This is a genomic window from Mesorhizobium sp. M2E.F.Ca.ET.219.01.1.1 (assembly GCF_004016445.2).
In the GTDB taxonomy this organism is placed as follows: domain Bacteria; phylum Pseudomonadota; class Alphaproteobacteria; order Rhizobiales; family Rhizobiaceae; genus Mesorhizobium.
Map to the genome: position 1 here is coordinate 19398 of NZ_SADT02000010.1, position 26385 is coordinate 45782.

The following is a 26385-nucleotide window of genomic DNA, read 5'->3' on the forward strand; positions in this document are numbered from 1 at the left end:
CAAGCAGCTAGATACGACAGGTGACCTCAAATGAGGCGTCTTGCATGGCTTCTACACCTGCCTGAATGCCAGAACTGCGTTCGTACCGCCCATGGCGAAGGCGTTGCTCATGGCGACGCGCACCTTGCGCTCGCGCGGCACATTGGGTGTGATGTCGAGGTCGCAAGCGGGATCTGGCTCGCGATAGTTGGCGGTCGGCGGCACGACGTCCTCTTGGATTGCCATCACGCAGGCGATCATTTCAAGCGCGCTCGCTGCGCCGAGGCAATGCGCGTGCGTGGACTTGGTGGAAGAGATGGACATCGAATAAGCGTGGTTTCCAAACACACGCTTGATCGCCGCCGTTTCAGTCTGATCATTGCTTTTGGTACCGGTGCCGTGCGCGTTGAGGTAGTCGACGTCCTCGGCATTCAGCCCGGCATCGGCAAGGCAGGCGCGCATCGCCGACGCTGGCCCCTCGACAGATGGCGCGGCAATGTGGAAGGCATCGGCGGAAAGGCCGACGCCGGCGATCTCGGCAAGAATTGTGGCACCACGCCTCGTGGCATGCTCGTAGCTTTCCAGCACGGCCATGCCCGCACCCTCGCCCAGCACCAGGCCCTTCCTATCGGCGGAGAAGGGCCGGCAGGTATCGGGTGAAAGCACGCGCATTGCTTCCCATGCTTTCAGCACGCCCCATGCGAAGGGTGCGTCGCTGCCTCCGGAAACCATTACGTCGGCCCGGCCCAGCTTGATCTGGTCCACCGCCGAGGCGATCGCATGGTTGGCCGAGGCACATGCGGAGGTCACCCCGAAGACCGGCCCGCGCAAGCCGAGGCTCAAGCTCACCTGGCCGGCGGCGGCGCTTGGCATCGTTTTGGGTACAGCGAGGATGCCAACTCGCCTCGCGCCGTCCAAAAGGAGGGCCCGGTAAGTTTCCTCCATCACATCCCAGCCCAAGCCGCCGACGCCCACTGTCGCGCCGAAGCGATGGGCATTCCCCTCGTCGCAGGAAAGTCCGGCCTGCCGCATGGCTTCGCGCGCTGCAAGCACGGCGAGCAAGCTGAAGCGGGCCATGGAGACGAACTGCTTGCGATTGATGTCGTGCTGGGGCAGCGCCTTGATCTCAGCGCCGGTCATGCCCTCCAGGTCATGAAGCTCGGAATTGGCGATCGGGCCGATGGCGGAGCGGCCTTCGCGCATCTCTTTCCACATAGAGGCGGCGTCGGTGCCCAGTCCGCACAGGCCGCCCACTCCGGTGATAACGACGCGCCTGTCCATTCAAGCCTCCTTCGCAAGCAAGCCGCGGACGGCTTCCACGACGTCGCCGACATTCTTGAGATTGGACCAGGCATCGGCCGTGTTCATGTCGATCTTGATGCCGTAGGCCTGCTCCACATCCCAGAGGACGTCCGCCAAACCCAGCGAATCAAACCCGAGCGCGTCCAGTTCCGTGGCGATTGTTATCTCGCCGACGAATGACGTAGGCATTCCCTCACCGCTCTCCGACTCGGCGCGTTTCTTGATCAGGGCAATGACGTCCGTTGCGAATTGATCGGCCATTCTGTTTCCTGTCTTTCTTTCCCGCGTTTCGACCTGGACGCGGCTCAGTTCCTGAGGCGCGCCGCGTCGCGAAAGCCATCACGCTTGGGCAACTGACAAAGCCCAATGCTCATAAAGCCGGATCAGGTCCGGCCGGTGTGTGGCGTAGGTGCAGTATGACGATGTGAGCCGCTACACCGTGCGCGTCTCCCAGTCTGTCCATAGGCTCGGAAGAAGTCGGACCCGGTCAGTTGCAACTCCCTTTCCCAGCACTCCACTGCCCGGTAGAGCGCATGAAAAATCTCCTTTCGGGCGGTTTCTTAAGACGCTCGCCACGCCATGAGGCAGTGGGGGCATCGGTGTGCGTCAGGTGCTTCTGCCCATGCAGGATTCCAGAACATTGATGAAATCGTTTGTTTCGATGAAAGGCATCCACACTTTGGATAGTTGACCACGCGTTTCAAAGATCGTGAACTACATCTCGTCGTTGTGCTCGACGCACTCCCGACAGAGCGCAACCTCATGGGCGCGGCATGCAGGATTAACCGAGCCCAGCCGGTCATGAGTGCGGCCGGCGCTCGGCTGCTCGATTATTTGCGCGATAAGCTCGCGACCATGTCCGCGGAGGTATTCAAACTTAACGCTGCGTCCGGGAGCTCTTGCCCTCCAGTTCGCGACGCTCTCCCGCCCATCCAGTGCTCGTTTATTTCGTCGGATAGTTTGACCCGGCTCTACCGAATCGCCGCTTCAGGATCATTCTTCCCGATTTCGTCACGCTCGTATTTTCTGCCGCGTCCTACACCGATTGGGCGCGAACAAAACTGAGCGCCTTGGAACCCGAACCCGTGCGTCGTGACCGGGAGCATCCGGGGCGAACTCATCCGCTCGGGGGCATCGCATCACCGGACGGCGACAGGCACGGTCGACCGGCATCTCGGCATCGGCTGGGAATTCGTCCATGGTCTGCATTGGCGACGACGCTTCCTGAGGCCACGTAGCCCTTATGCCAAGCTGGGCGCCCGGTTTGCGGCATCCGTGCCTACCCTCTTCGGACCTCGTGGGTTCCAACCGGCGACGAGGCGTGCATAGGCGCCCTCGGCCTGCTCCACCCAGCGGCGCTCTTCTTCCCGGTGGCTCTTTATGTTGTAGGCGTGCGCTCCCTTTTGGCCGCGCACAGCCTTGCTCCCGGCCTTGAGTTCCACATCGCGCAAGCTTCTTGGCATGCAGGGAGGGTCGAGCCTACGCGTAACTCTCGCCCTTCTCAACAGATGACAGATCACGACAGAGAGTTTGCGTGCGGTTGCCACGGCCGCGACATGCTGTCCGCGCCGGGCTCGCACGCCGCAGGGAGAAGGCTCGCAACGGTCCGGGAGCACGAGCGGCCGCCCAGGCCGCCTCGACGAGCATGCCGCGCGCATGACCACGGCCCTGCTTGGTGATCCGCCCATGGTAGGCCGGACCTGGCCGGACTGCTGGACGCTTGGGTTCAACCCGAGATAGGTCACGAGCTTCTGCGGATCGTCGAAGCGCGACACGTCGCCGATCGCCGCCCTTCATCGCCAGCGCGACGGTGATGTCGACGCCGGGAATGGTCATCAGCCGCTTCACGCCTTCATCCTCGAGAGCCGAGCGGACAAGATCGCGTTCGATGACCTGGAGGTCTTCGCCCAATCGGTCGAACTCGCGCAGATGCCCATCGATCGCGAGGCGCTCGTCCTGCGGTACGACCTGCTCGATTACCAGGTCCGACCCTTGGCGCCGCACAGGTCGGCATGCGGGCAGGACGGATCAGGTGGCTATGAAGGATCGACTGGATGACGCTCTTCAATCGAGATCTCTGTCGGACAATCTGATTGCGCCGTGTCACCTGTCGACGCAGAGCCTGCGTCGGCTCGTCCGCAATCCAGACTTCTGGCAAGAAGCCGCTGGCATAGAGCTGCGCAAGAACGTCGGCGTCGATCGTCGTTTTGATCTTGGCATAGGCAACGATAAACACCTGTTTCGGCTTGGCGATCCCCACCTTCTTCACATGCGGCGCAATCACAGCTGCAGCGGACGTCGCGCTGCCGGTGGCCTCGATCACCCCGACATCGTTCGGCGACAGCTTCGCGGCGAACGCCGCCAGCAGATCGCGCCGCATGTCGACGCGGCCGAGTCGCCTGAGCCTGCCCTCCTCCCATGCCACTGCTTCGGCGAAGGCGCGGTGAATATCCAGTCCGATGATAAGCATGCCCGTTCCTCCTTCTTGGCTCGGTCAAAGACGGGAGCTGGCGGGCAACACGACATCTACTGATCCGCGCTCGCAGCGCATCCGGGAAAGTCGCCAGGGGCGGCCATGTAACGAGCTCGGGCTCTCAGCCCACGGTCTATTGACGGCCTGCCTGCACCTTTGTGCTCCCGGTGCCCCACGTCCCGGATGGGCTCACCATAAGGGCGTTCCAAAACAAGAACAGCAGGACGAGAAGACACCACAGATCACATACCGGATAGCGGCAAGGCCAAGCGCTTCGTTCAGATAGGCTTGCGCCAATGGGCTTAGGCCGAGCCTACAACAGCTCTCAAAAACGCTGCCGGACTGCTGCATTGGCTCGCCGATACAATTGGCACAGGCCTCACGGCAGCTTAGGATCAAACCGCCCATCAGTCGCCTCGGACTGGAAAGGTGCACCCTATTAGATTCCACGCCCAGCTAGGTCGGGGCCGCCGAAGACGCTGGTTGATAGCCCGGCGCCATCGGCCCGGCGTTTCAAACTGCCAATCTCTGACCTGCACAGTACGAACGATTGCTCGCTTCGGCAGATCACGCGGCTCATATGTCGGACCTTAACGTCATCCATCATAAACTTTTTGCGACAAAAGATTGCAAGAATGCTAAATTGTTAAAGTCGTTTGTTTCGGTTAAAGGCATCCATCCCATGGATGGCTGATGACATGCGTTTCAAAGGACTTGATCTAAATCTCCTCGTTGTGCTCGACGCACTCCTGACGGAGCGTAATCTCTCGGCGGCGGCACGCAGGATCAACCTGAGTCAGCCCGCCATGAGTGCGGCCGTCGCCCGACTGCGCGATTATTTCCGCGATGAACTGTTTACGATAAGAGGTCGCGAACGATTTCTAACCCCGCGTGCGGCAGCATTTGCCCCCGCAGTTCGCGACGCTCTCCAGCACATCCAGTGCTCGATTATTTCTTCGGATCCGTTTGACCCAGCTCGAGCCGATCGCCTCTTCAGGATCATTCTTTCCGATTTCGTCACGCTCGTGTTTTTCGAAAAGCTTGTGGAGCGTATTTCACGGGAAGCCCCCGCCGTCAGCTTCGAACTGCTGCCTGTCGACGATAGCCCCGATGAGCTTCTCCGGCGCGGTGACGTCGATTTTCTAATTCTACCGGATATGTTCACGTCGAGTGTGCATTCAAGCATTGCGCTGTTTGACGAGAAGCTCGTGTGCGTAGGCTGTCCCACAAACAAGCAGCTGCCACAGCAGCTTACATTCGAGAGATACATGTCGATGAGGCACGTCGCGGTCAGGTTCGGGCGTACGATGAAGCCGTCTATCGAGGAATGGTTTTTGCTTGAGCATGGCCTTAAGAGACGTGTCGAGGTCGCCGTGCAGGGCTTCAGCATGATTCCACCTATGGTGTCCGGCACAGCTCGTATAGCGACCATGCCCTTACGGCTGGTCAGGCATTTCGAAAAAACGTTCCCCCTGCGGGTTATCGAACTTCCGCTGCCATTTCCCACATTCACCGAGACCCTCCAATGGCCGGCCCTCCACAATAGCGATCCGGCAAGCATCTGGATGCGGGAGATAATGATACAGGAGGCATCTCGGATGGCTGCCCCGCTGTGAACCCTCGGAAAATTCAGGCGCACCTATAGTCACTACACCTGTCACCATCTACTTTGACGACAATAGCCCTCGCCGGATAAAGTCGATGCTGGCGGCAAGTGCGCCTGCGAGATCGTCCAGAGAATGGACTTCCTCGATCAGCTCGAACGAGAAAGGTCCCGCGTAGCCGCCATCCAGCAGCGCCTGAATCTGGCTGCCATTGTCGGAACCTGCAAGAAAGCGATCGGGGTAAATCCAGAAGGTCGGGTCGTTTACGCTTGAAATGTGCACCAGGCCGGTAAGCTCGCAGAACAGGCATGTCTCCCCGGCCAGGGTGTGGTGGAACGTGTCGTGCACGAGGCGAAAGACGGACTGGCCATCAACCGCGGCAACGGCCTCGGCCGCTTCCTTCTTTGATCGAAGCGAGCAGGTTCGGAAACCCAGCGGCTCGATGAGACCGATCAGACCCCGCGACTGGAGGATTGGCTTGATCTCGTTTAGAGCGAAACGAAGATTGTCCTGGCGCTCGCTATTGGTGGGCCACGAGCTGCGGTTGGCCGGCACCAACACGAGCGTCTCTGCCCCGCACGCCGTCGCATAATCGGCGAGGTTGCTTGCCTCGGCCTGACGCGTTGGAGTCCAGTCGTTGAACCGCTGCAAGGCGTTGACAGAGATGATCGTGACGCCCGCTTCGGTAGCGGCAAACCGAACGTCCGCAGCCGGAATGCCGCGTGCGACAGGATTGCTGAAATGAGGGTAACGGATTTGGACGTCGGTCAGGCCTTGGTCACGGGCAAGCGCGAAAAGCGCACTGACGTCAAGGCGGGGCGCCGCCATGTGATCGAGTGCAAAGCGGGGCGATACCTGGCGCATTGCTTGACTTTCCTTCCATGAAGCGCGGCTGCCATTTCGGCATCCGGCTTCTTTCAAGACGGAACCACGCCGGTTCACAGATCGGACAGAGACGGCCGAGTCAATCGAGCTTTCCTTTCATCGGTGAAAGGAAAATGGGCGCTCATGATAGAAATCCATCAAGGTCAAATATTTTCCGGAAGATAAATGTCGAACGGCAGAAATGTCTGCCCCGGGCTCTCCGCGACGCCGGCTTTGATGGCCCGCTCCATTGCCATTATCAGCTCCTGGCAAAGTCGGCGCATTGGCGTGCCGACCGCCATCGTCAAGATGTCATCCGCAAGCGCCCCACGTGACTGCGGCGTCATTTCACTCACGATCGCGACGAGATCCTGACCGCTCCCCTCTTCTCGGAGCGCGGAAATTGCTCCCTCTATACCCCCGCCGGCCATATAGAAGCCGACGAGCTCTGGTTCCCGCTGCATAAGATCCAGCAATTTTTCGTAAGTGAGCTGCCGTTCATCAAGGTTCACGAGCGGATCAAGCACCTCGAATTTGGGCGCGTTCTCACGAAAATAGGCACGAAAGGCCGTTTCCCGCGTCGCATGCGCCTGGAAGCGATGGCTTCCGACAAACACCGCCACCTTGCCGGGCCGTTTTGCGGCCTTGGAAAACACCCAAGCGGCAGTCCGTCCGACCTTGCTGTTGTTGAGGCCGATGTAGCCCTCGCGCACGCCATCGGCGAAGTCGGATAACAGCGAAAATACCGGGATACCTTTCGCCTTGAGCTCCTCGACTGATGCTGTGATTTTCGGGTGATCGGCCGCCACCATGGCGATCGCCTGGCAGCGGCTTCCAAGGTCCTTAAGAAGCGGGAGCAGGTCACGCGGCAAATGTGACTGCGCGAACTCGATGATCGGAAGGCCGTGGAAGGATTTAGCCATACTGACCGACTCTTCAATATTGCGAGCGAAATCTTGGTAAAAATCGTGGGCAGGTTTTCTCAAGATGAAGCCCAGCTTGTAGTGCGGCAGGTGCTGCTGCAAGCGCTGTTTGATGAGACCGGCAGCATGATAGCCGATCGCGTGCGCGGCCGCATGGACCCGCTGGGCGGTCTCCTCTCGCACCGGAAGGCGGACGTTCAGAACCCGATCGACTGTTGCTACGCTGACTCCGGCTTCGCGGGCGAGATCGGCAATTGTGACGCGCTTTCCCCTAGCGATTCTGATCGGCCGGTCCTCCGTCATCCGGTGCGATCCCGCGACGGCTTGGGGCGGCAAGCTGAAATAGTTACCACACCCCACGGTTGATAACGCATTCGACGAACAGCGCTCCATGCGGACCCAGATGAGTTTCCGTGAACCGTTCGTTTGCTTAGGGGCTTCATGGTGTTGTATTACTCTCCGCGTTAGTACACTATTTCCAGCGCTCTTTGGAGGCCGGCAATTCGACTGCTGTGAAGGCCGTGACTTACACGTCGCGCTATTGCTTGCTTGCGGGGAGCCCGTTTGATGTAACCCTAACCGCGGAAAGCGGCTTCCATCCGGGACTGGTCCAATTCGCCTTCCCAGCGAGCGACAACGAGCGATGCCACCGCATTACCGACTAAATTCGTCAGCGCGCGGCATTCCGACATGAAGCGGTCCACGCCAAGAATTAGAGCCATTCCGGCAACGGGAACACTCGGCACGACAGACAGAGTAGCGGCCAATGTGATGAAGCCGGCGCCGGTGACGCCTGCCGCACCCTTCGAGGAAAGCATCGCAATTAGCAGCAGGAGGATCTGATCGGCAATTGACAAATCTGTGTTCGTCGCCTGCGCGATGAAGAGGGCGGCGATCGTCATGTAGATATTGGTGCCGTCCAGATTGAATGAGTATCCAGTAGGGATGACGAGACTTACGACCGAACGCGCGGCGCCGGCCTTCTCCATCTTCTCCATGAGCGAGGGCAGCGCGGCCTCCGAGGAGGACGTTGCCAGGACAAGCAGCAGCTCGTCCTTGATGTAGCGGACAAGAGAAAAGATCGAGAAGCCGTTGCAGCGGCAGACCACGCCGAGAACCCCGAACACGAAGAGGAAGGCGGTCAGATAGAACGTCGCGACCAGTATCGCGAGGTTGGCCACCGAACCGATTCCGTATTTGCCGATCGTAAAGGCCATAGCGCCGAAGGCGCCGATGGGTGCAGCCTTCATCAGAATGCCGACGAGCTTAAAAATGGGGGCGGTGAGCGCCTGGAGAAAGGTAACGACCGGCCTGCTCGTCTCTCCGGTCATCGCCAGAGCAATGCCGAACAAGACCGAGAAGAACAAGACTTGCAGGATGTCGCCTTCCGCGAAGGCACTGGCAATCGTTGACGGGATGATGTTCATCAGGAAGCTGGTCACGGACTGCTCGTGAGCCGTGGCCACATAGCCCTTAACGGCTTCGACATCGAGCGAGGCCGGATCGATGTTGAGGCCGGCGCCAGGCTGAACGATATTCGCGACAATCAGCCCGACAACGAGTGCAAGCGTCGAGAAGGTAAGGAAATAAACCATCGCCTTGGCGGCAACTCGGCCGACCTTCTGCAGATCGCTCATGCCGGCAATGCCGGTCGCAATTGTCAGGAAGATGACAGGTGCGATAATCATCTTGATGACTTTGATGAAGGCATCGCCGAGCGGCTTCAGGCTTTGGCCGGTTTCCGGATAGAGGTAGCCAATTGCGGCTCCAAGGACCATGGCGGCAAGTACCTGCACGTAGGTCCGGGCAAAATGGCGCTTGCGGGGCGCTGCGATCGCGCGGGGGACTCTTGGAACCAACATCGTTTCTCTCTCCCTGACCGGATCGGGGTGGGGGCTCCTCCTTCTCCCATGCTGCGCTCCGGTCGAGCGCTGCTGTCATCTCGGAGCAAGCGCCGTGCCAACTGGACGCCTGTCCCGTCCAGCGAGATTGGTGCAGTTGCGCACTGGAACCCTCCACCTTGCCGGAATTCTGCACTCGAGGCTCGCCAAAGATCGCGTCTGAGGAAGTGCTTCATCAGAGAGGGAATTGACCAGGTCGCCTTGCGCCCGTGCCCTTTGATGTTCGCCGCAGATCGACTGCCGGTTGCCTTGGTGACTTTGGTTTGTCAGTTTTGGAACGGAATGCGCGCAAACTGCAGGATATCCTACACGCCCATCAGAGCACGCGGTACAAGCGATTAAGCGTAGGAGCGCATTGAATCTCCGAGGTCAAAAAATCTTGAATAAGGTCCGCGTGCGAAGTGAATCCGCAACTCGTCAAAGTTCTCCACCGTTTGATCAAGCGGTCGCGTTTCCTGGCGCTGCAAGATGGCGTTATCTGATGGCTCAAGCGCTGGAACGCCCAGGAAATCCCAAACCGCTCCCAAGCATTGGGCAGGTTCGTGAAGTAGGCTCTCGTATTCCATTACAAGCAGGTTGGTCGACGTGAAGGAGTCCATAACGCGAGCGTGAAAATCGTCGGCGGCTTTGAAATAAGCCTCACAGTCGGCGATTGACAACCTGACGCTCGGTGGCCGAGCGGTATCGTTGTCCGAGCTGAACTTCAGCCACTGACCGCTTTCCCTGGCCTGCACAAAGGATCGGAGCGATTCCAATACGTTTCGGCGAACAACGAGGATGACCTTGAGTGCTGGCCAACGAGCTAATTCCGCAAAGAATGCTGGACGCTCGCGAAACTGAGGTTCATTGATCTTGCAGCCAAGATGCGTCACATTCTTGTAGTCGCGCATAGGGCAGCGCACATAGGCAAGCTCAAGAAGCTCGCGATCCGTGCCTAGCAGGCGATCCGTGCTGGGCCAATTGGGATCATATTCGTTTAGCAACTCACCGTTACTCAGAACGGTCGGATGCTCGTTTAGCAATTCTTCTAAATAGTGTGTTCCGGTCCTTGGCATAGCAAGGATCACAAAAGGCTCAGGAGTTGGTTCGTTGTGGGTCATTGCATGTGTATCCAACTAAATAATGGCCGCGACGGTCTGGGGACGCGCACAAGAAGCTTGGCTGCTATCGCTTGAACGCTCCGGGTGGGTCCGCGCGCCTCACCACCCAGCCTGTACTCCGAGGTGTGGTCGCGAAGATGGGCGCGTGCCTGCAGCGGCTGGGTGGCGCCCGGCTTCGGCGTTGTTGTACCACTCGCGATTCCTGGCACACGCATGCCTCCGGGCCGCTGGGGGCAGTTTGCAATCCGGCATTGCGGACCTCCTTCTCGTTGATGGGCGTAGGTAAGCGTCAACGCATTAGTCGTCGATGAAACAGTCCAGCCGACAGAAAAAAAGGCAATACAGCGAACATGCAAAGTGCGCCTATATGCAGCCCTACATTGTCGCCCAGGCGGCCGAGCATCACCGGACGGATTAGATCGATAGAATTCGCCAGCGGCGAGAAGGCCGCAATCTGCTGAAACACTCCTGGCAATTGGCCGACTGGAAAAACCGCGCCCGAAAGGAACAGCATGGGTGTGATGACAAGCGTCTGATAGAAAATAAAATAGTGATAACTGGGCGCGAGCGCGATGACGAGCATGGCCAGGCTCGCAAAGGCGAACCCGGTGAGAGCGATGACCGGCAGCACGTAGAGAACCGACGTCCACGCGGCATAACCTAGCGCGGCGGCAACAATCGCAATTGTCGTACCGGCCAGAAAGGCCTTTGTGGCTGCCCAGGTCAATTCACCGAGAACGATGTCGCCGAGGGTAAGTTGTGTGTGCAGGATTGCTTCCCAAGTGCCCTGATCGCGCATTCGACCGAAAACCGCGTAAATTGTTTCGAAGGTTGATGCTGTCATCGCGCTCGTCGCAACCATGCCGGCTGCCAGAAAGGCGATGTAGGATGCACCTTCGATGCGGCCTACCAACAGTCCAAGGCCAGTGCCGAGCCCGAAAAGGTAAATCATCGGATCAGCAAGGGTGCCGAGCATTGAAGCAAATGCCACCTTCTTCCATGCCAGATGATTGCGGCGCCACACCGCGATCCAGTTCCAGGCGTTGGCGGGTAGAGCGGCCGCAAAACGTTCACCCATTGCTCACTTCTCCATCTCACGTCCGGTTAACCTCAAGAAAACGTCCTCCAGACTGGGTGGACGCTCTAGAATACGCAGACCCGCTCGACCGCGAAGCTGGATGCGCACATCCTCCGGCTCAGGCGCATAGCAAAAGAGCGTCTCGCCGCTTACCTCGACACGCTGAACGTACGGTCTGATCAGCGAAATCAGCTCCTGTGGATTGCCGCCGAAGATCTCGATCACGTTGCACCCAATGTACTCGTCGATCAGCGCATGAGGACTGCCCTCGGCGATCTTGCGTCCCCGCTCGAGAACACACAGCCGATCACAAAGCCGCTCAGCCTCTTCCATGAAATGGGTGGTCAAAATGATCGTTTTTCCGCTCGCCAGCAGGAAACGAAGTCGCTCCCAGATCAGATGGCGGGCATGCGGGTCGAGGCCGGTCGTGGGCTCATCCATCACAAGCAACTGGGGGTCGTTGATCAGAGCACGTGCCAGCGTCAGGCGCCGCTTCATCCCGCCGGATAGCAGGCCGACACGTGAATCCGCCTTGCTCTCAAGGCGAGCGAACTCGAGGAGCCGTGGGATGACGGCGTTGATCTCTCTTGTACTCATGCCGAAGTAGCGCCCGAACACCAACAGGTTCTCGCGTACCGTAAATTCCAGGTCGAGATTGTCGAACTGCGGGACCACGCCTATGCCCTTGCGGGCCAAGCGGCTGCGTGCCGGCACTGGTAGACCGAGGACTGTTATATCACCCGCGTCAGGCCGGGTCATACCGAGGAGCATACGCGCAATCGTGCTCTTGCCTGCGCCGTTCGGCCCCAGCAGACCGAAGCACTCTCCCGATGCAACGGTGAAGGACAGCCCGTCCACAACGAGCTTGTTTCCGAATAATTTGGTTACGCCGGTAAGGTCGATTGCTACATTGGACATGCGTCTATCTCAAGCGGAATGAGTCCGATTGGCCACCGGCAGCTTACTTGCGAATTCTGGTTCAGAGCAGGCCACCGCCTTGAGATGGCACCTTTGGAAAGTCGCGGCCGGAGCGACGCGTGTATCGCTTCCGCCAAAGAATAACGTCAAGATGCCACGTGTCGCTTCCAGATAGTTCCCGTTCTGACCATAGGTAACTCGAAAGCTTCACCCCGTGTCGACTGACACAACTTACTCGGTCACTCGGCGCTGCAAGGCCGTCAGACTTCACCAGCTGTGAGCGAAAGATCTGCAGTATGAAGTGACTCCGCAATTCCAGAATTGCCCGCAGCATTTGCTCCGGCAAGCGGCATCGCGCTTGTGATTTCCTTTGTGCTCCTGTTGGGCAGGGGAACACTTTTACGCGACAGCCAATCGCTATTGCTCAATGTACACAGGGCGTAAGCCTTCAAGGGGATCAACAGGAATATCCTGATTAACGCGTGCATTGAATAGCCGATGAATCGAAGCTGCCGAGTGCGGAAAGATAACACCGTAGATCTGATTATGGTCATCGTGACAATAGCCAGCACCGTCCACCAATTTACTGTATGTGAAAATAGTAGCTCACCGAGCGCCGTTACTACCGCGATGCCGAGCAACAATGGGCCGAGATTCTCTCCCATCACATCCAAAGTTAGATAGCGATCCAGGCCACGCAGTAGACCTCGCGCAAGCATCGTGTCCCGGAAGGTGCTTCGTGCCCAGCGGAGTTGTTGGCGCAAATAAGGTCCCATCTTGTCCGGAACGACTGTCGCCGCGACGGCACCTGGAACGTACTCGGTTCGAAAGCCTGCTTTCAGCATGAGGATCGTAAGATGACGGTCTTCACCGAAGTCGCTTGGTTTCCCCCTGAACAGCTGCGTCTCGTATTGATCCAGCAGAGAAAGGAGACAAGACCGGCGGTACATTGCACATGGGCCGCAGCAGCACATGACCGCACCAAAGCGACCTTGCGCCGCGCGCTCCTCATTGCAAGCCAGCCAGTATTCCATATCGATCAATCGGGTCAACCAAGTGTCGCTGCGGTTGTATGCCGTCAGCTGGCCCATGGCCGCTCCGACCATGGAATCCCGCATTTTTACTGCAAGCTTTGTGATGACGTCGGACGCAAGTGTCGTGTCAGAGTCGACGCTGAGCACGAAATCTCCAGATGAGCGGCGGATGGCGGCGATCTGCGCCTTGCGTTTGCCAACATTCTCGCGGAGCAGAATGAAATTGAATCTCGGGTCGCCCTCGTAGGCGTGATGTACCGGGATGACGGCATTACGATTTCCAGAACCGTCGTCAACCAGATAGACCTGAAATGTTCCGGCGTAATCTTGATTTGCAATGGAAGCTAAACACGCCGCGAGTGTGCGCGGGTCCTCATTGTAGCAGGGGATAATGACATCCACGCTCGGCCAACGGTCGGATCCGAACAAGCTTTCCGACGGCGGCGTAACATTTTCCGGTTGGGAGTAGACCGCTTGCATGCCTCTGTAAACAGTCGAGAGCACCGCATAAGACGAAACGGCAACAGTACTGGCTGTGGTGAGAAGGTCCATAGGATCTCTGTTTGTTCAGGGGTGTTGAGGAAGTGATCGGATTACAAATCCGCGGCCGTGCAATTCTGGAATTAGGCGTGACAACGCTGTCACCGTCTGGTCGCGCAGACTGGCTTGATTGCCTGGTTGCAATTCGTCGGGAGCGCACCCGTCGTGCAACAGCACGATTGCGCCCGGCCGGATATCGGCGAGCACTCTGTCGACGATGGCGTCAACGCCGGGGCGAGACCAGTCGCGTGGATCAATGGACCAATGGACGGGCGCCAATGCCGCACCCGCTGATGCAGCGATTACTTCTTCGGTCCAGATGCCATACGGTGCACGAAAGTACCGAACCATGGCCTGCGGGCAAGCCATCCCTATGACTCTGTTTGCCTCAACTATCTGGCAGTCGACTTCGACGGACCCGCATTTGGCCAGGTCCGGATGAGTCATCGTGTGGTTGGCTATACCGTGCCCGTCTGTAATAATTCGGCGAACGAGTTCCGGCTCGTCGGCCGCGTAGGCCCCAACAACGAAGAAGGTCGCCGTCACCTGATGTTGCGCCAGCACATTGAGTATCTGCGGTGTGAAAAATGAATTGGGACCATCGTCAAACGTCAGATAGACGCTGCGCTCTGCAGTGCCATCGGCATTGTCACTCTGCCCTTCGCATATGTAGTCCAGAGGCTTCATAGTTCCGGACCGTTCCGGTCGATCAGGGTACCGGACGGCCACTCGTCCATCGAGCGTCCGATCGGCGAAACCAACACGAGTACGTCTTCCAGGCGCGTGGGCGGCAGGTCGGGATGCACATCTGGACGGGTCGATCGTACGCGAACGCCCGACACAATGTTCGCGAGGCCGGCTCTGCAGAATCTTTCGACATGGTTTCGCAGCGCGTGCCGAACCGTGCCGAAAGCGAATGGAACACCCAACTGATGGAGCACTGGGTACGCCACGCGCATCGAAAAACCGATTCCGAGCCCTTCAAGATCCGGACGAACCGCGTACAGGCCCAATTCAGCGACGATCAAGTCGACCTCGCCAACTTTGATGAAGCGCCGCAGCATGCCGATGTGAGCCGCTACCCCATGCGCGTCGTAGCCGATTGCGCGGAATTCCGGCCTCGCGCCGGCCCAACTGCGGCCGCCTTCGAATGGCTCCGCGTTGAAGGCGCCAGTCCGTCCATAGGTCTTTCGAAAAAAGTCGGAGAGTTCGACATGGTCGGCCAGTTGCAGCTCATTTTCCCAGCACAACTTCCAATCGACATTCGGGCGCATGGAAGACCTCACCTTGGAGCTGTCTGGTTGAGATAAATGTCCAAGCATTGGTTAAATAATTGGCATCGCACCAACGGGGCGTAACTTGTGGAGACCGCCGAAAGACCAAGCCGTAATGCAGATGCGACTGACTTTGTGCGCCCCGCACACCAGATGATGCTCCTCGGATCCAACGCAACCATGGGAACTACCTATCTTTCCAACTTGAAGCGCCTCTATGGGACCTGCAGCAAAAACGGTAAAATCCTTTGTTTAGATGAAAGGTATCCACGCTTTGGATAACTGGGCGAATGCGTTCCATATGGCTGGTCAATTATCGTCGTCACGCTCGAGGCACTTCTGACGAAGCGCAAAGCTCACGCCCGCGGCACGCGCGGCCGTTGCCGGGCCGCGCGATTATCTCCGTAAGAGCCGAGCGGAGCTCAGACACGACGATTGATCAGAATCTGATTCGCGGGTTCAGTATCTCTTTCGTGTATCCAGCTCTGGGCTGTCCTTTGGCGGGAGTTAGGTTCGCCCAGGTTCTGAGCCTGGGGCGTCGGCCCGTTCGCCGCACAGGCTCCTTCGCACATCGTCGAGGCCGAGAAAGAGGGGGCCACACAGCTCCCCCTGTACTTTCCACCACCCGACACCAGCGCTCACCCAGGGCGCCGGCCTTGCTCACCTCAACGGATAGCGCACTCGCGCCGCTTCACGATTAAAAGAATTCTACAAGCAGATGCCTGTTTGATCGTGAGACGTCCGCTGCCAATTCCCGCATCGCAGAGGCAGCCAATAGCGCTCGCTTCACATAGTGGTCCGGCAAGCAGCTAGATACGACAGGTGACCTCAAATGAGGCGTCTTGCATGGCTTCTACACCTGCCTGAATGCCAGAACTGCGTTCGTACCGCCCATGGCGAAGGCGTTGCTCATGGCGACGCGCACCTTGCGCTCGCGCGGCACATTGGGTGTGATGTCGAGGTCGCAAGCGGGATCTGGCTCGCGATAGTTGGCGGTCGGCGGCACGACGTCCTCTTGGATTGCCATCACGCAGGCGATCATTTCAAGCGCGCTCGCTGCGCCGAGGCAATGCGCGTGCGTGGACTTGGTGGAAGAGATGGACATCAAATAAGCGTGGTTTCCAAACACACGCTTGATCGCCGCCGTTTCAGTCTGATCATTGCTTTTGGTACCGGTGCCGTGCGCGTTGAGGTAGTCGACGTCCTCGGCATTCAGCCCGGCATCGGCAAGGCAGGCGCGCATCGCCGACGCTGGCCCCTCGACAGATGGCGCGGCAATGTGGAAGGCATCGGCGGAAAGGCCGACGCCGGCGATCTCGGCAAGAATTGTGGCACCACGCCTCGTGGCATGCTCGTAGCTTTCCAGCACGGCCATGCCCGCACCCTCGCCCAGCACCAGGCCCTTCCTATCGGCGGAGAAGGGCCGGCAGGTATCGGGTGAAAGCACGCGCATTGCTTCCCATGCTTTCAGCACGCCCCATGCGAAGGGTGCGTCGCTGCCTCCGGAAACCATTACGTCGGCCCGGCCCAGCTTGATCTGGTCCACCGCCGAGGCGATCGCATGGTTGGCCGAGGCACATGCGGAGGTCACCCCGAAGACCGGCCCGCGCAAGCCGAGGCTCAAGCTCACCTGGCCGGCGGCGGCGCTTGGCATCGTTTTGGGTACAGCGAGGATGCCAACTCGCCTCGCGCCGTCCAAAAGGAGGGCCCGGTAAGTTTCCTCCATCACATCCCAGCCCAAGCCGCCGACGCCCACTGTCGCGCCGAAGCGATGGGCATTCCCCTCGTCGCAGGAAAGTCCGGCCTGCCGCATGGCTTCGCGCGCTGCAAGCACGGCGAGCAAGCTGAAGCGGGCCATGGAGACGAACTGCTTGCGATTGATGTCGTGCTGGGGCAGCGCCTTGATCTCAGCGCCGGTCATGCCCTCCAGGTCATGAAGCTCGGAATTGGCGATCGGGCCGATGGCGGAGCGGCCTTCGCGCATCTCTTTCCACATAGAGGCGGCGTCGGTGCCCAGTCCGCACAGGCCGCCCACTCCGGTGATAACGACGCGCCTGTCCATTCAAGCCTCCTTCGCAAGCAAGCCGCGGACGGCTTCCACGACGTCGCCGACATTCTTGAGATTGGACCAGGCATCGGCCGTGTTCATGTCGATCTTGATGCCGTAGGCCTGCTCCACATCCCAGAGGACGTCCGCCAAACCCAGCGAATCAAACCCGAGCGCGTCCAGTTCCGTGGCGATTGTTATCTCGCCGACGAATGACGCAGGCATTCCCTCACCGCTCTCCGACTCGGCGCGTTTCTTGATCAGGGCAATGACGTCCGTTGCGAATTGATCGGCCATTCTGTTTCCTGTCTTTCTTTCCCGCGTTTCGACCTGGACGCGGCTCAGTTCCTGAGGCGCGCCGCGTCGCGAAAGCCATCACGCTTGGGCAACTGACAAAGCCCAATGCTCATAAAGCCGGATCAGGTCCGGCCGGTGTGTGGCGTAGGTGCAGTATGACGATGTGAGCCGCTACACCGTGCGCGTCTCCCAGTCTGTCCATAGACTCGGAAGAAGTCGGACCCGGTCAGTTGCAACTCCCTTTCCCAGCACTCCACTGCCCGGTAGAGCGCATGAAAAATCTCCTTTCGGGCGGTTTCTGTTCTGCCCATGCAGGATTCCAGAACATTGATGAAATCGTTTGTTTCGATGAAAGGCATCCACACTTTGGATGGTTGACACGCGTTTCAAAGATCGTGAACTACATCTCGTCGTTGTGCTCGACGCACTCCCGACAGAGCGCAACCTCATGGGCGCGGCATGCAGGATTAACCGAGCCCAGCCGGTCATGAGTGCGGCCGGCCGGGTCGGGCGATAGGCAGTCATGCCCTGCCCTTCCTGCGGGTCAAGCACTCCGAAAAAACATTTCCCCCATAAATGCTAGATCTTCCGTTGCCTTTTCGCGGGCTTCTGCGTGAGGTGAGGCACGCCATCCATGGCATGTGGCACACGCACGCGATGCCAGTGCACGGTCGTTTTCTCGGCAAGGCCGTTCTCTACCTCGACCCGCACGCGCTCGCCCTGACGGACCCGGATTTCCGGGCCTGGAACGGGCCTTCGGCGCGCAATCGAGCCCGGTTCACCCGGCCCAATGGCGTCCACTTTGGGGGCGCATGCACTGCAGACCCGCTGGACCTGATCCGGGAGAGGATGGGCGCGGCGATTGGAATAGCTATGAAAGCGCATCGGACCGTGGAACTGCGCGCGCAGACTTTCGGAGGAAGGCTCGCTTTTAAACGTTATCGTGCAACTCTGACCGTTCTTCGCCTTGGCGGGTGCCGCGGAAGAATCCCGGGTTCTGCGAGCGCTGCGAGAACACCTGCGGTCGATCCTGTACCACAATCTCGCGAAGCTCGATGCTCTCTACAAACGATGTCTTGGATTCTCACGCCCTTATTTCAGCACTTCGCTCGCTTGCCCGACTCGGCCGCGGTCAGCCTTCACCGCCAATTTTATTGGCGCAGCGACGTTCCTATCGGTTCAGGCGAAGCTTCTTGAACCTGCCGCTCTCTCGTTGCCCTGGCACGATTAATCGTCCTCTCAGTCTGTCATTGGCGGAGTCGCTCCTGAGGCGCGCGCCGGCGAGTTCGAGGAGCGCGTGGCTATCTCCTCGGTCCAGCCGGATTCCGCTGCGCGCTCAGCCAATTCCTGGAAGGCCGATTCCAAGGCGAGCTGGCATTGAAGGCCGCGGTCCGGATGGTCGACTAGCTTGGTTCCACGATCGCAATGCTTGATCGCTTCATTGCAGGCCATGGGCTCTCGCCCTCTCCTTTTGCCACACGAGGCGCCAGCTCACGTGTTGTGCGCCCCGGCAACCGCTTTCACCAGCCGCTCCAGCGATCCCGCGCGCTCCAGCTCCGCAAAGAATGATGCGGCGTGACGCTACCCAGCCGGTGCTTCTCGGCCATTTGCACACATAGGGATAGTCGACCATGAAATCGGACCGAGGCGAGGCGTTGGACGTTTCAGTCTTGGTCTGAATGCGCCGCCCACGAGCCGATCGGCCTTCTCGATGATTTGGCGCACCCTCGTTGTCGACAAGCCATGTTCCTGAGCCAGGTCGGCGAAACTCTTGCCCTTCAGAAAGCCGTCGACCAGGGCTATGTTCCTATCGACGGTCGGCTAAATCCCAGCAGGCGCGCGCAGTTTTCCGGCATCATTCCGTTTGTTCATCCGCTTGTCCGCGCCCCCTGCAAATCCTACCGGGCCAAATCGGTGCTTGGAAGACCCACTCATGTCATGGCCTCGGGAAAGTACAAGGCCGACGGTTATGTGAATACGAAAGATGCTGGCGATCACCATGATCGTTGGTGACCGCTGACCTCCCCAATGTCGGCTTCGACGGCACACCGGGAGCTCTCGGCAATGTTGAATAATTCCGTTTGAAGATGGTTGACTTCGTCGTCGAGGCTCGATCCATCAGGATCGGTATCGACGATTCTATATTTGAGAAACCCAAATTCGTTTGACTCGCGCAATTCGCTGTACGGCGTATCATCGCAAGCGCGGGATTCCGACATCCTGCGAAGTGCCCGCGTTGCTGGAATCGATTTTGCGGAAGTAAAAAGGCCCCGGCGCTGGGTCGGCGCGCAGGGCCTTCAGGCATGTACGAGCTACCAGCATGTCCAGTTATGATCGTGCGCTATCATAATGAACAAACGGTGAATGATCGCTATCCGAGGTGCAGGGCGGGCGAGATGGTGGGGCGGTGGGGGACCTGTACCGCTGCAGCGGGGCCACGAGCAGCGACTCGAGCCATGCGCCACGCTGCAGGACCTCGATTTCGGGCCAAGCCTCGAGCCCGCAACTCGCCTTGCTTCTCGGAAATCATAAGGCTTTGTGGGGCGGTTAAGCAGCGCGATATGGCCGCGGCGATACGAAGTTTTCATCTTTACCCTGTTCAGACGGTCAGGCTGCCTTCGCCGCCGGCTTGGCTGCCTTGACATGGGTTATACTGCGGCGACCGTCGACGCCGATCGGAACGTCACCGTCAACCGTAGCGCGACGCACAACCCGGTGCTGGTCGCCATAGTCGTTGACCGCATAATGCTGGTTAGCACGGTTGTCCCAGATAGCGACGTCGCCTACTTGCCAGCGCCACCGCACGGTATTTTCCGGGGCAGTGACGTAGGACTGGAACACCTCGTAGAGTTTGGCGGAATCGCTCTTGGAAAGGCCGACGAGGCGCTGCACGAAATTGCCGAGCAGCAGCGACTTCTCCCCGGTTTCCGGATGGACGCGCACGACCGGATGCTCGGTCTCGTAGATCGTCGATGTGAAAACTTCCTCGAAGTGCTTCTTCTCTTCGGCTGTGGCGCGCGGGCGCACGGCTGCGTAGTCGTAGGCATTGCTATGAATAGCCCACAGATTGTCCGCCAATATTTTGAGCGGCGCCGGCAGATTCTCGTACGCGGCGTGCGTGTTGGACCAGATCGTGTCGCCCCCCGCCGCCGGAATGACGACGCCACGTAGGACCGAGAATTTCGGATAGGCATCGACGAAAGTCACATCGGTATGCCACTGGTCTGCCCTGCCACCGCCACGGCCGGAATCGAGATTGAGGATTGAGGCCGTGCCGGCTGCCGGCCCCTGCGTGGGATGAGGTACAAGGTTACCCAGACGCCGCGCGAACAATTCCTGCTCCGCATCGTCGAGATGCTCCTGGCCGCGGAAGAAGATCACCTTGTGTTTTAGAAGAAGCTGGTTGATGGCTGCTATCGCTGCGTCCGAAAGGTCTCCACCAAGGCGAACTCCTCTGATTTCAGCTCCAACACGGCTGGTCAGCGGTACAACGTCGGAGTCAGGAATTCTCTTCGTCAAGCTCGAAAGCCAAAATCCCGGCGGATCGATCAAGGATCGCATTGCGTTGTCGATGATCGTTAATGCCGAACAGCGTGGCCAGCTCGCGCCGGGCGGTACAATCATCGAAGCGACCGCTGGCAACACAGGGCTCGGCCTGGCCTGGCGGCACGAAGCGCGTGATCGCGTGTCCAAAAGCTGACAGCGTCAGACAAATGTCAGGTTCATTACAACCAACATCTGGGCACTGACGAGGTTTTTCGAAGCAATGGGCGCTAACTGCGCGCTGAGCGCGTTGGCATGGCTTTTGAGACTGAGTGACTGTGACTGCACTTAATGGGGCAAGACGAGCGATGCGCTCCTCCCTGAACCCGTGTGCCGTCTCTGAGAGGAAACCAGCTCGTGCAGAAACCTTTGGAAATAGCTTTGGACCGCAACGTGGTATTGCAGATGGAGTCCCCGGCTCCTTCGATTAGAGTCGAGAACTGGCTGCATGGCGAGCCCCTCACGAGCTTTGAGCCCGGCAAGTGTACATAGTCGAATTTTGGGCAACTTGGTGCGGCCCATGTGTGGACGGGATGCCCCATCTGATCCAGCTGCAGGGCGTCGCCAGGCGCGCCATCTGGACAGCAGGAGCTGGACTATGGGCAAGGTAACAGGCTTTCTCGAAATCGACCGGCAGGTGCACAAGTACCAGCCGGCCTCCGACCGCATCCGGCATTTCCGTGAATTCACGCTGCCGATGTCGGACAAGGAGGTCGAGAAACAGGCCGCGCGCTGCATGGATTGCGGCATTCCGTTCTGCCACGGGCCAACGGGCTGTCCCATCCACAACCAGATCCCGGACTGGAACGACCTCGTCTACAATGGCGACTGGGACAATGCGATCCGCAACCTGCATTCGACCAACAATTTCCCGGAATTCACCGGCCGCATCTGCCCCGCACCTTGCGAGGAAGCCTGCACGCTGAACCTCGAGGACATTCCCGTCGCCATCAAGACGGTCGAGCAGGCGATCGCCGACAAGGCTTACGAGACCGGCCATATCAGGCCCTATCCGCCGGAGAAGAAGACCGGCAAGCGCGTCGCCGTCATCGGCTCCGGCCCGGCCGGCATGTCGGCTGCCCAGCAGCTCGGCCGCGCCGGCCACGACGTCCATGTCTATGAGCGCGAGAGCCGGCCCGGCGGGCTGATGCGTTACGGCATTCCCGACTTCAAGATCGAGAAGCACTATATCGACCGGCGCATCGAGCAGATGCAGGGCGAGGGCGTCACCTTCCATTGCGGCGTCAATGTCGGCGTCGACAAGCCGGTTGCCGAGCTGCTCGCCGAACATGACGCGGTGCTTTATTGCGGCGGTTCCGAAACGCCGCGCGCGGCCGGCATTCCCGGCGACGATCTCGGCGGCGTGCATGACGCGATGCCCTATCTGGTGCAGCAGAACAGGCGTGTCGGCGGCGAACCGATCCAGTCGGTGGCGTGGCCGTCGCATCCGATCCTCGCCGGCGGCCAGCATGTGGTCGTCGTCGGCGGCGGCGATACCGCGTCCGACTGCGTCGGCACCGCCTTCCGCCAGGGCGCGGTCCGCGTCACCCAGCTCGACATCCGTCCGCAGCCGCCGGAAAAGGAAGACAAGCTTTCGGTCTGGCCCTACTGGGCGACCAAGATGCGCACCTCGTCCTCGCAGGCCGAAGGCGCCGAGCGCGAGTTTCAGGTGGCGACGCTCGAGTTCATCGGCGAAGACGGCCAGCTGACCGGGGTCAAATGCTGCGAGGTCGACGAAAAGCGCAAGCCGATCGCCGGCAGCGAATTCGTCATTCGTGCCGATCTCGCGTTCATCGCCATCGGCTTTGCCGGGCCAGCCGCTCGCGGGCCGGTGTCGGAACTGGCCGGCCAGATGAAGATCGCCATTGACAGCCGCCGCTCGAAGAATGTCGAGGCCAATGACCGGGACTACAGGACCAGCGTCGAAAAGCTCTATGCGGCGGGCGACGTGCGGCGCGGCCAGTCGCTGGTCGTCTGGGCGATCCGCGAGGGCCGCCAGGCGGCGCGCGCCATCGATGAGGCGCTGATGGGATCGAGCGTGCTGCCGCGCTGAGTCCGTCTCGAGACCCTACTTGTGCGGCCACCTGAAGGCGCTTTCCGCCCTTCCGCTGCCCCGGGCAGCTTACGGACTGATCGCCGTGGTCGTTTCGGTTGTGGCCCCGGCCGCAGGCTGCCGCCTTGGCGGCCAAGAAAAATCGTCGGCGCGGCCGGGCGAAGCAGCGCTGGGTTTAAGTGCTTGGGGTGACACGGCGTGATCTCCGCCGTTGGCGGGAACAGGGCAGTGCAATAGTACTGCCCTGTTCCTTTTGATCAGAGGCCAGTGCGGATTTCTTCGGCAAGCGCCCTCAACGTCGTCTCGACGTCATCGCCGTTTGCCATCTTCTGCATCGCCACGGCCCATGCGTTCATGGCTTCGCCGAAGCCGACACGCGGTGTGAAAGCCAGCGCGGCTTGATCCTGTATCTTTTTGAAGCTGTCAACGAAGTTGTTGAACTCGGGCTGCGAAGCGTACTTAGTCTAGGTATCGTCCTGCCAGGTCGACGTGCGCGGCGGATTGACGAGCTGGCCAGCAAGGGCACCCTTGAGCGCCACCTGCTTGGAGGTGGCCCACGGGATGAACAGCCAGGCCGTGCCCTTCTTTTCGGAAGCCGCGTTCATGGCGAGAGCCCAGATCCAGATGTCAGAATCCAAGCTCGTGGCGCTCGGTGCGTGCAGCGGCGGAGCGAAGGCGATCTTGCCGGATGCCGGCTTCCCCGCAACATCGTTCCAGAAGCCGAACATTTTTGAGTCGATCGTCATCGCGGTGCGGCCGGACGAGATGCCGTCCACGACCTGGTTCCAGTTATCATTGGCGAAGGAAGGAGCCGCGCACTTCTTGATCATGTCCGAATGTAGTCGTATCCAGCATCGGTAAGCTTCGGATCACTCAGGTATTTGTCCAGCAGGCGCCACTCGGAGCGAGGTCCTACGCGGGCTGAATGCCAGTGCCGAACACATCCCATGCTGGCGACTTCGTCGTCAGTTGGATCGTCATCTTGTTCCAGTAAGAATCGTCTGGGTAGAGTTCCGGCGTGACCTTGATGCCGGGTCAGCTTCTCGAACTCCGGAAAGTTGCGCAGCGAGAGCATCCGCATAGGGGTGGATGTCGTAGGCCCAAGTTATGCTGGTCCCTTCGAATTGACGCCAGTTCACGGTGTCGGCAGCGGCCGAATTAGTGAGCGATGCCGAAACGGCAAGAAACGCCAAGTCAAAAGCAAGCTGTTTGCGTAGCGACGCGCACCTGTAACGAGTACGGGGAATGAGCGACCCATGTAATCCTCCCTGGGGCATTTTGCCAATTTTTGGGTCCACTCCTCCATCCCGAGTTTGCTCATAGCCACAATAAGCGGTTTCCAACGACCTCGCTCTGAATGCACCAGGCCAACTGGGTAAAAACGGGTAACCGGCACTTAAAGGCGATGTAGTATCGCCACCAGAAATACTGCTCCGTGGTGCTGGCCTTTGCCTGGGGGCGCAACACGGCAACTACCCGCTCAAAACGGTTGGTCCTCTACCTCTTATTCACCGTCGCTTTCCTCGCGGCCTAACCCGGCCGGAATATCCGTTGCCAGAAAAAGGCCTCGCGGCCGGTTCGAGGCGCATCCCTCCTCCGAAGCAGCACGCTCAAGTATCGTCACAAGCCCCGAGCGCTTCGCGTTCGGCGATGTCCAAATTCCGACAATGTCGGATACAGTCAGATCTACTGGATTGCGTTTGAATGGTTTTCTCATTTGGCACAGTACATGCGGGTCATCCGCAAAACACGTGACCGACCAACAAGAGTTCGCATGATCACCTTACCACAACATACAGCCGCCGCGGAACAATCACTTGGCCCCTGATCGCCCGCCCCGGCACCACAACCGGAGTCATCGATGTTCTGACAGGCTGCCCAAGGATACCTGCTGCAACAGGGCTTGCCCTGGTGACGACCACTCCGGCTCCGCCGGTTACCGACGAGGGCAAAGTGACGGATTTCCTGCTTTTCAACGGCATGGAGGTGGCTGTCATTCCCGACCACCGCGCCGCTCGTCACCGATATGGTCTGGTGCAGGATCGGCAGCGCGGATGAGCCGCCGGGGATATCTGCATGTCTTCGAGCATCTGATGCTCAAGGCGCCTCATGACGAGCACGGCTCCGTCGCCTGGAGAGATTGAACCCAAAGGGAGATTCAGATGTCTGAAGCGAATCAGGAAAAGTTGGACGCATTCTTGGGGAAAATGGTCGGCGATCTCGGTGCGATCGCAACGGGCGCGGGAGTCCTGCTGGGGGACAGACTCGGCCTGTTTAAGGCATTGCGCGAAGGCGGCAAGATGACGGCCGCCGAACTTTCGACACGCACCGGCACCCAGGAACGCCTCGTAAGGGAATGGCTTTCCGGGCAGGCGGCGGCGGGTTACGTCGACTACGATGAAGCGAGCGACAAATTCTATCTCAACGCCGAGCAAGAGCTGGTGTTCGCTGATGAAGACAGCCCGGCCTTCATGGCAGGCGCATTCGAGTTCCTGTCCGCGCTGTGGCTCGATGAAGAAAAGGTGAGGCAGGCATTCCAGTCCGGCAAGGGCGTCGGGTGGCACGATCATAGCGCGTGTCTGTTTCGCGGTACGGAACGGTTCTTCCGTCCAGGCTACAATGCCAATCTGATCGACTCCTGGCTGCCGGCCTTGGAGGGCGTCGTCGAGAAGCTCGAACGCGGCGTGGACGTCGCGGATGTTGGATGCGGTCATGGTGCATCGACCGTGCTCATGGCACAGGCCTTCCCCAATTCGCGCTTCGTCGGCTTCGACTATCATGCCCCCTCGATTGAGCGCGCCCGCAAGGCGGCCGAGGTAGCCGGCGTCGGCGTTAACACGCGGTTCGACGTGGCGGCCGCCAAGAGCTATCCCGGAACGTATGACCTCGTCACATTCTTCGATTGCCTTCACGACATGGGCGACCCGACGGGCGCCGCCACCCATGTCCACGGATCGCTCAAGCCGGACGGCACGTGGATGATCGTCGAGCCGTTCGCGCATGATCATCTGGCGGCGAACCTCAATCCCGTCGGCCGCGTTTACTATGCCGCTTCCACTTTCGTGTGCACGCCCGCATCCGTGTCGCAGGAAGTCGGGCTCGCGCTTGGAGCCCAGGCCGGTGAGGCGAGGCTGCGCAAGGTTGTGACCGGCGGCGGCTTCAAGCGATTGCGTCGCGCCGCGGAGACACCGTTCAACATGGTGCTGGAGGCCCGCCCTTAGCGTGGCCGTCGCCAGAAATTGCAGCTCATCGCATTTGATTGAAGATCACCGCCAAAAATCCGGACGCATCGGGGACATTTTCAAGGCGCCTGGGTTCACGCAGAGGTCGCTGCCGAGTTGTGTGCCAAGAGTCCCATACGTTGCGGCTCAGAAAGGACCCGACGCACGGCTACGAACATGCCCATAGTGATGGCCGCTATAATCACATATGCCCACCATGGCGCGTTCACAAAG

Annotated in this window: 20 protein-coding genes and 6 pseudogenes; 8 read left to right on the forward strand and 18 right to left on the reverse strand. The window is 59.5% G+C overall.

The window, feature by feature from the left end; translation table 11 throughout:
• Positions 1–51: 51 nt before the first annotated feature.
• The 4 genes and pseudogenes from EN862_RS33290 to EN862_RS37585 all read right to left on the reverse strand — a co-directional run.
• Positions 52–1260, reverse strand: a complete 1209-nt coding sequence (locus EN862_RS33290) for a beta-ketoacyl-[acyl-carrier-protein] synthase family protein (RefSeq protein ID WP_126057636.1) — start codon at positions 1258–1260, stop codon at positions 52–54.
• Positions 1261–1542, reverse strand: a complete 282-nt coding sequence (locus tag EN862_RS33295) for an acyl carrier protein (RefSeq protein WP_126057635.1) — start codon at positions 1540–1542, stop codon at positions 1261–1263.
• A 1218-nt stretch (positions 1543–2760) separates the two neighbouring features.
• Positions 2761–3285, reverse strand: coding sequence for a transposase (locus EN862_RS37580; protein ID WP_245265439.1), 525 nt, complete (start codon positions 3283–3285; stop codon positions 2761–2763).
• Between the two features lie 91 nt (positions 3286–3376).
• A pseudogene (locus tag EN862_RS37585) lies at positions 3377–3751 on the reverse strand (IS110 family transposase); the annotation flags it as partial.
• Between the two features lie 701 nt (positions 3752–4452).
• Between EN862_RS37585 and EN862_RS33305 the strand changes: the two are divergent.
• Positions 4453–5370 (forward strand): LysR family transcriptional regulator, encoded by a 918-nt coding sequence (locus tag EN862_RS33305; RefSeq protein ID WP_024505887.1) that lies wholly within the window; start codon positions 4453–4455, stop codon positions 5368–5370.
• 48 nt (positions 5371–5418) lie between these two features.
• Here EN862_RS33305 and EN862_RS33310 read toward each other — a convergent pair whose 3' ends face one another.
• The 11 genes from EN862_RS33310 to EN862_RS33360 form a co-directional block, all read right to left on the reverse strand.
• Positions 5419–6222 carry a TIM barrel protein gene (locus tag EN862_RS33310; RefSeq protein WP_024505888.1) on the reverse strand — a complete coding sequence of 268 codons (804 nt, stop codon included), beginning with the start codon at positions 6220–6222 and terminating at the stop codon, positions 5419–5421.
• A gap of 164 nt (positions 6223–6386) precedes the next feature.
• Positions 6387–7448: a LacI family DNA-binding transcriptional regulator gene (locus tag EN862_RS33315; protein WP_024505889.1), complete on the reverse strand. Its 1062-nt coding sequence runs from the start codon at positions 7446–7448 to the stop codon at positions 6387–6389.
• A 272-nt stretch (positions 7449–7720) separates the two neighbouring features.
• The gene (locus EN862_RS33320) at positions 7721–9007 is read right to left on the reverse strand and encodes a dicarboxylate/amino acid:cation symporter (RefSeq protein ID WP_126063813.1); all 1287 of its coding nucleotides are present in this window, start codon (positions 9005–9007) and stop codon (positions 7721–7723) included.
• 377 nt (positions 9008–9384) lie between these two features.
• Complete coding sequence (locus EN862_RS33325) at positions 9385–10146, reverse strand: sulfotransferase (RefSeq protein ID WP_024505871.1); 762 nt, start codon at positions 10144–10146, stop codon at positions 9385–9387.
• A 289-nt stretch (positions 10147–10435) separates the two neighbouring features.
• Positions 10436–11224, reverse strand: a complete 789-nt coding sequence (locus tag EN862_RS33330) for an ABC transporter permease (RefSeq protein WP_029356621.1) — start codon at positions 11222–11224, stop codon at positions 10436–10438.
• A gap of 3 nt (positions 11225–11227) precedes the next feature.
• A complete protein-coding gene (nodI, locus tag EN862_RS33335; protein WP_024505873.1) occupies positions 11228–12142 on the reverse strand; it encodes a nodulation factor ABC transporter ATP-binding protein NodI in 915 nt (304 codons plus the stop codon).
• 260 nt (positions 12143–12402) lie between these two features.
• Entirely contained in the window at positions 12403–13728 is a 1326-nt protein-coding gene (gene nodC / locus EN862_RS33340; protein WP_032899868.1) for a chitooligosaccharide synthase NodC, read from the reverse strand.
• A gap of 15 nt (positions 13729–13743) precedes the next feature.
• Positions 13744–14403 (reverse strand): chitooligosaccharide deacetylase NodB, encoded by a 660-nt coding sequence (gene nodB / locus EN862_RS33345; protein ID WP_126057632.1) that lies wholly within the window; start codon positions 14401–14403, stop codon positions 13744–13746.
• The gene (locus tag EN862_RS33350) at positions 14400–14990 is read right to left on the reverse strand and encodes a NodA family N-acyltransferase (RefSeq protein WP_024505875.1); all 591 of its coding nucleotides are present in this window, start codon (positions 14988–14990) and stop codon (positions 14400–14402) included. Before EN862_RS33350 ends, nodB begins: the two co-directional genes overlap by 4 nt.
• 853 nt (positions 14991–15843) lie before the next feature.
• Entirely contained in the window at positions 15844–17052 is a 1209-nt protein-coding gene (locus tag EN862_RS33355; protein ID WP_127276661.1) for a beta-ketoacyl-[acyl-carrier-protein] synthase family protein, read from the reverse strand.
• Positions 17053–17334, reverse strand: a complete 282-nt coding sequence (locus tag EN862_RS33360) for an acyl carrier protein (RefSeq protein WP_029356603.1) — start codon at positions 17332–17334, stop codon at positions 17053–17055.
• 370 nt (positions 17335–17704) lie between these two features.
• Here EN862_RS33360 and EN862_RS37075 point away from each other — a divergent pair.
• Positions 17705–17833 (forward strand): annotated as a pseudogene (locus EN862_RS37075) (LysR family transcriptional regulator); the annotation flags it as partial.
• A gap of 104 nt (positions 17834–17937) precedes the next feature.
• On the opposite strand, the pseudogene EN862_RS33365 reads toward EN862_RS37075, so the two are convergent.
• A pseudogene (locus EN862_RS33365) lies at positions 17938–18084 on the reverse strand (multicopper oxidase domain-containing protein); the annotation flags it as partial.
• A gap of 993 nt (positions 18085–19077) precedes the next feature.
• Here EN862_RS33365 and EN862_RS36395 point away from each other — a divergent pair.
• Positions 19078–19347: a hypothetical protein gene (locus tag EN862_RS36395; RefSeq protein ID WP_024504272.1), complete on the forward strand. Its 270-nt coding sequence runs from the start codon at positions 19078–19080 to the stop codon at positions 19345–19347.
• Positions 19348–19941: 594 nt separating this feature from the next.
• Here EN862_RS36395 and EN862_RS33375 read toward each other — a convergent pair.
• Entirely contained in the window at positions 19942–20895 is a 954-nt protein-coding gene (locus EN862_RS33375) for a TauD/TfdA family dioxygenase (RefSeq protein WP_024504271.1), read from the reverse strand.
• Here EN862_RS33375 and EN862_RS37080 point away from each other — a divergent pair.
• The 3 genes and pseudogenes from EN862_RS37080 to EN862_RS33390 form a co-directional block, all read left to right on the forward strand.
• Positions 20810–20995, forward strand: a pseudogene (locus tag EN862_RS37080) (pyridoxal-phosphate dependent enzyme); the annotation flags it as partial. The gene EN862_RS33375 and the pseudogene EN862_RS37080 sit on opposite strands and share 86 nt — an antisense overlap.
• Positions 20996–21270: 275 nt before the next feature.
• Positions 21271–21434 (forward strand): annotated as a pseudogene (locus EN862_RS33385) (thioredoxin domain-containing protein); the annotation flags it as partial.
• 41 nt (positions 21435–21475) lie between these two features.
• On the forward strand, positions 21476–22930 hold the full coding sequence (locus EN862_RS33390; protein WP_024504270.1) for a glutamate synthase subunit beta: 1455 nt from the start codon (positions 21476–21478) through the stop codon (positions 22928–22930).
• Positions 22931–23394: 464 nt separating this feature from the next.
• Here the strand turns inward: EN862_RS33390 and EN862_RS37085 are convergent, their stop codons facing one another.
• Positions 23395–23760 carry an extracellular solute-binding protein gene (locus tag EN862_RS37085; RefSeq protein WP_245454714.1) on the reverse strand — a complete coding sequence of 122 codons (366 nt, stop codon included), beginning with the start codon at positions 23758–23760 and terminating at the stop codon, positions 23395–23397.
• Between the two features lie 1054 nt (positions 23761–24814).
• Between EN862_RS37085 and EN862_RS33400 the strand changes: the two are divergent.
• A pseudogene (locus EN862_RS33400) lies at positions 24815–25035 on the forward strand (insulinase family protein); the annotation flags it as partial.
• Between the two features lie 57 nt (positions 25036–25092).
• A complete protein-coding gene (locus tag EN862_RS33405) occupies positions 25093–26151 on the forward strand; it encodes a class I SAM-dependent methyltransferase (protein WP_024504268.1) in 1059 nt (352 codons plus the stop codon).
• Positions 26152–26385 lie beyond the last annotated feature (234 nt).

Coding starts and splice junctions, on each gene's coding strand:
- EN862_RS33405 (WP_024504268.1), top strand. CDS start 25,093: ATGTCTGAAGCGAATCAGGAAAAGTTGGACGCATTCTTGGGGAAAATG.
- EN862_RS33320 (WP_126063813.1), bottom strand. CDS start 9,007: ATGTTGGTTCCAAGAGTCCCCCGCGCGATCGCAGCGCCCCGCAAGCGC.
- EN862_RS36395 (WP_024504272.1), top strand. CDS start 19,078: ATGTTCCTGAGCCAGGTCGGCGAAACTCTTGCCCTTCAGAAAGCCGTC.
- EN862_RS33305 (WP_024505887.1), top strand. CDS start 4,453: ATGCGTTTCAAAGGACTTGATCTAAATCTCCTCGTTGTGCTCGACGCA.
- nodI (WP_024505873.1), bottom strand. CDS start 12,142: ATGTCCAATGTAGCAATCGACCTTACCGGCGTAACCAAATTATTCGGA.
- EN862_RS33375 (WP_024504271.1), bottom strand. CDS start 20,895: ATGCGATCCTTGATCGATCCGCCGGGATTTTGGCTTTCGAGCTTGACG.
- EN862_RS33330 (WP_029356621.1), bottom strand. CDS start 11,224: ATGGGTGAACGTTTTGCGGCCGCTCTACCCGCCAACGCCTGGAACTGG.
- EN862_RS33310 (WP_024505888.1), bottom strand. CDS start 6,222: ATGCGCCAGGTATCGCCCCGCTTTGCACTCGATCACATGGCGGCGCCC.
- EN862_RS33390 (WP_024504270.1), top strand. CDS start 21,476: ATGGGCAAGGTAACAGGCTTTCTCGAAATCGACCGGCAGGTGCACAAG.
- EN862_RS37085 (WP_245454714.1), bottom strand. CDS start 23,760: ATGATCAAGAAGTGCGCGGCTCCTTCCTTCGCCAATGATAACTGGAAC.
- nodB (WP_126057632.1), bottom strand. CDS start 14,403: ATGAAGCCTCTGGACTACATATGCGAAGGGCAGAGTGACAATGCCGAT.
- EN862_RS33360 (WP_029356603.1), bottom strand. CDS start 17,334: ATGGCCGATCAATTCGCAACGGACGTCATTGCCCTGATCAAGAAACGC.
- nodC (WP_032899868.1), bottom strand. CDS start 13,728: ATGGACCTTCTCACCACAGCCAGTACTGTTGCCGTTTCGTCTTATGCG.
- EN862_RS33325 (WP_024505871.1), bottom strand. CDS start 10,146: ATGACCCACAACGAACCAACTCCTGAGCCTTTTGTGATCCTTGCTATG.
- EN862_RS33355 (WP_127276661.1), bottom strand. CDS start 17,052: ATGGACAGGCGCGTCGTTATCACCGGAGTGGGCGGCCTGTGCGGACTG.
- EN862_RS33315 (WP_024505889.1), bottom strand. CDS start 7,448: ATGACGGAGGACCGGCCGATCAGAATCGCTAGGGGAAAGCGCGTCACA.
- EN862_RS33290 (WP_126057636.1), bottom strand. CDS start 1,260: ATGGACAGGCGCGTCGTTATCACCGGAGTGGGCGGCCTGTGCGGACTG.
- EN862_RS33350 (WP_024505875.1), bottom strand. CDS start 14,990: ATGCGCCCGAATGTCGATTGGAAGTTGTGCTGGGAAAATGAGCTGCAA.
- EN862_RS33295 (WP_126057635.1), bottom strand. CDS start 1,542: ATGGCCGATCAATTCGCAACGGACGTCATTGCCCTGATCAAGAAACGC.